The organism is Bradyrhizobium sp., from assembly GCF_016462955.1.
In the GTDB taxonomy this organism is placed as follows: Bacteria; Pseudomonadota; Alphaproteobacteria; order Rhizobiales; family Xanthobacteraceae; genus Bradyrhizobium.
The window spans coordinates 1-3,333 of record NZ_JAEMSD010000640.1; the positions used below are offsets into that span (position 1 = coordinate 1).

The 3,333-nt window shown below is 63.7% G+C and carries 4 protein-coding genes; 3 read left to right on the forward strand and 1 reads right to left on the reverse strand.

The window, feature by feature from the left end; translation table 11 throughout:
* The 3 genes from JHD07_RS36010 to JHD07_RS36020 form a co-directional block, all read left to right on the forward strand.
* A partial coding sequence (locus JHD07_RS36010) for a sigma-54 dependent transcriptional regulator (protein ID WP_291630832.1) occupies nt 1-943 on the forward strand: 943 nt, incomplete at its 5' end.
* Nucleotides 918-2,285 carry an ATP-binding protein gene (locus tag JHD07_RS36015; RefSeq protein WP_291630834.1) on the forward strand — a complete coding sequence of 456 codons (1,368 nt, stop codon included), beginning with the start codon at nt 918-920 and terminating at the stop codon, nt 2,283-2,285. The genes JHD07_RS36010 and JHD07_RS36015, both read left to right, overlap by 26 nt.
* Before the next feature lie 192 nt (nt 2,286-2,477).
* Nucleotides 2,478-2,948: a metallophosphoesterase family protein gene (locus tag JHD07_RS36020; RefSeq protein ID WP_291630836.1), complete on the forward strand. Its 471-nt coding sequence runs from the start codon at nt 2,478-2,480 to the stop codon at nt 2,946-2,948.
* 31 nt (nt 2,949-2,979) lie between these two features.
* Here JHD07_RS36020 and JHD07_RS36025 read toward each other — a convergent pair whose 3' ends face one another.
* Nucleotides 2,980-3,168 (reverse strand): hypothetical protein, encoded by a 189-nt coding sequence (locus JHD07_RS36025; RefSeq protein ID WP_291630838.1) that lies wholly within the window; start codon nt 3,166-3,168, stop codon nt 2,980-2,982.
* Nucleotides 3,169-3,333: the final 165 nt, after the last annotated feature.

The following is a 3,333-nucleotide window of genomic DNA, read 5'->3' on the forward strand; positions in this document are numbered from 1 at the left end:
GCACAAGGTGATCGAGCTGGGGAAGCGCGCGGCGGATTACGACATCTCGGTGCTGATCACGGGGGAGTCGGGGACCGGAAAGGAGCTGCTCGCGCGCGCCATTCATTACGGCTCCGCCCGCGCCGGCAAGGCCTTCGTGGTCGAGAACTGCGGCGCATTGCCGGACGAGCTGCTCGAAAGCGAACTGTTCGGTTGCAAGAAGGGCGCCTTCACCGGCGCTTACCAGGACCGCATCGGCCTGTTCGAGGTCGCCGACGGCGGAACCATCTTCCTCGACGAGATCGGGGAGACCTCGCCGGCATTCCAGGTGAAGCTCCTGCGCGTCCTGCAGGAGAGCGAGATCCGCCCGCTCGGGGCACAGCGGGTGCGCAAGGTCGATGTTCGCGTGGTAGCGGCCACCAACCGGGATCTTGAGGCCGAGGTCGAGGCGGGCCGCTTCCGGCGCGACCTCTACTATCGCCTGGCGGCGTTTCCCGTCCACATGCCGGCATTGCGCGAGCGGCGGATGGATATTCCGCTGATCGCGCAAGGGGTGCTGGCGTCGGTGAAGACGTCCTTCAACCGGCCGGAGCTGCGCTTTGCGGCTGCGGTGCTCGAGGCGTTCGCGAATTATCATTGGCCCGGCAACGTGCGGGAACTGCAGAACGAGATCCAGCGCATGGTGGTGCTCGCGGATGCGGACGAATTGCAGGCGCCGCCGCTGCTGGGCCGGCGCAATGGCAGGCCATCGGCAACCGCGACCCACGGCGGGTTGAACGGCTCGGCGACCCTCAAGGACAAGGTGGAGGATCTGGAGAAGTCGGTTATCATCAATTTTCTGGAGCGGTACGACGGCAATATCAGCCGGGTCGCAACCGAGCTCGGGCTATCGCGGGTCGGCCTCCGGAACAAGCTGTCCAGGTATGATCTGAGAAAAAATGGCAAAGCCGATCCATCCTCCTGAGGCCGGCGAGACCGCACCGCTGCTCAAGTTGATCACCAATCGCGGTGCGATGGAGCTCGACCAGGAGCGCGAGGGCGCCTGGATCGAGGTCATCCGCAAGATGGACGAGGTCTATTCCGACCTCCTGCGCTATGAGGTCGACCTCGAGCACAAGAATGCGGAGCTCGAGGAAGCCCAGGCCTTCGTCACCAACGTCATCGAATCCGTCTCCGACATCCTGATCGTCTGCGATGCGAAAGGGCTGGTGCAGCAGGTCAATTCGGCGTTCCAGCAGACGCTCGGCTGCAGCGTCGCGGAGGTCGTCGGCAGGAACATCGCCGATGTCATCGATGGCCCGGACAGAGCCAAGCTGGTCCCGCTCCTGAAGCCGCGCAACGCCTCCGACGTCGTCGACGGCGAGCTGCGATTTTCGCGCGATGGCAGCCGCTCCGATTTGTTCGCGATCAACGGATCCCCGCGCCATGATCATCGGGGCCGCTTCATCGGCGTGGTGCTGACGGGGCGGCCGATCGGCGAGCTTCGCCGCGCCTACGAGGAGCTGCACAAGGCGCATCATGAGCTGCAGCGCGCCCAGCGGCAGCTGGTCGAGCAGGAGAAGATGGCCAGCCTCGGCCGTCTCGTTGCTGGCGTCGCGCACGAGCTGAACAATCCGATCAGCTTCGTCTACGGCAACGTCCACACCCTGATGCGCTACCGCACCGCCATCACGACCTATCTCGATGCGGTGCACGGCAGGTCGGGGGAGGACGATCTCTCCGTTCAAAGGCGGAGCTTGCGGATCGACGAGATTCTGGAGGATTTCGGCCCGCTGATTGAGGGCACCATGGAAGGCGCCGTCCGGATCAGCGAAATCGTGAAAAATCTGCGCCGGCTGTCCTTCAGCAAGCTCGGCGAGGTCGAGCGCGTCAACATCGAGCGGCTCATCAACACCGCGGTGCTGTGGGCGGTGCGGACCAAGCAGGTTCGCGTCGAACTGCAGCTGGAGATCGAGCCGGAGCTCTGGGTCTCCGGAAACGAGGGGCAATTGCACCAGGTGATCGTCAATCTTGTGGAGAATGCGATTGACGCGATGCGCGGCACCGGCTCGCCGCGGCTGGTCGTCTCCGCGGCCCGCAAGGGGGAAGAGATTCTGCTCCGGATTTCGGACAACGGTCCCGGCATCGACAAGGATCACATCAGCCACATCTTCGAGCCGTTCTTCACGACCAAGCGGGTCGGTGAAGGCACCGGGCTCGGCCTCTGGATCAGCTATGGCATCGTGCGTGAGCACGGCGGCGAGCTGGTGGCCGGGCACGAGCCGGACGGCGGCGCGACGTTCTCCTTCGCCTTGCCGGCGGCGTAGGCGGCTTGCTCAACCGCTTCAACAATTCGTACGACCTTGGACTGCCGGCGGTACCGTGGCAGATGAGGAAAGTGCCGATTTGCCGGACGAGTTCCGAGCTCAAGGGCCGCCGCTACCCAATCCTTTGACAGAGGATGATAAGGAAATCGGCCGGATGCCGCTGGATGTATTGCACCGAAGCCGTGATCTGACATGACGTTCAGGATTGGGGTGATTGCCGACACGCATGGACTGCTGAGGCCCGAGGCGGATCGCTGCCTTGCCGGCGTATCACATATTATCCACGCCGGCGACATCGGCAGCGAGGCAGTGCTGGACGGGCTTTGCCGCATCGCGCCCGTCACCGCGATCAGGGGAAATGTCGACCGGGGCGCCTGGGCCGAACGCTTTCCTGAGACGCTAACGCTGCGCCTCGGCGGGCTCAGCTTCTATGTTCTGCACGATCTCAACGCGCTGACGATCGATCCTGCTGAACGCGGGATCGATGTCGTGGTCTCAGGGCATTCCCACCGCGCGCGGGTCGAAACCATCAACGGCGTGCTCTATTTGAATCCGGGCAGTGCAGGGAAGCGGCGCTTCAAGCTCCCGGTTACGCTGGCAACGCTCGCGCGCGACTCCGGCGGGCCACTGCGGCCCGTCATTCATGAGTTCTACAGGATCTGACGGTCAAGACCACCCGCTGCCGCTTCCGGGTTCAATGCGTCTTCGACTTATGCCAACGCTCGAGATCCAGCGGCGGCCGATCCGGATCGATCTGGTCTTTCTCGGGATTGCCTTGCCAGGGTTTGTTGGTCTGCCGGTGTGTCGGCTCGTCGGTCTTCCGGCGCGGATCGTCAAGCGGTGTTTCTCGCGGGTCGGTTTCAGGGTCAGTGGCCTTGGGCATGCGTGCTCTCCCGGACTTGTGGTGCCGATAGGCTAACAACCGGAGCAGCATCAGCTCGTTCCAGCAGCTTCGTCATGGCTCCCGCTGCGGCGATCGGCGCGGGAACGAGCTCCGCAACAGCTCATTATTCTGTTTTCGACCCGCAGGAGCAGCACATGTCAAAAA

Excerpts from the sequence above, each read along its gene's own strand:
- JHD07_RS36015 (WP_291630834.1), top strand. The coding sequence starts at position 918 with ATGGCAAAGCCGATCCATCCTCCTGAGGCCGGCGAGACCGCACCGCTG.
- JHD07_RS36020 (WP_291630836.1), top strand. The coding sequence starts at position 2,478 with ATGACGTTCAGGATTGGGGTGATTGCCGACACGCATGGACTGCTGAGG.
- JHD07_RS36025 (WP_291630838.1), bottom strand. The coding sequence starts at position 3,168 with ATGCCCAAGGCCACTGACCCTGAAACCGACCCGCGAGAAACACCGCTT.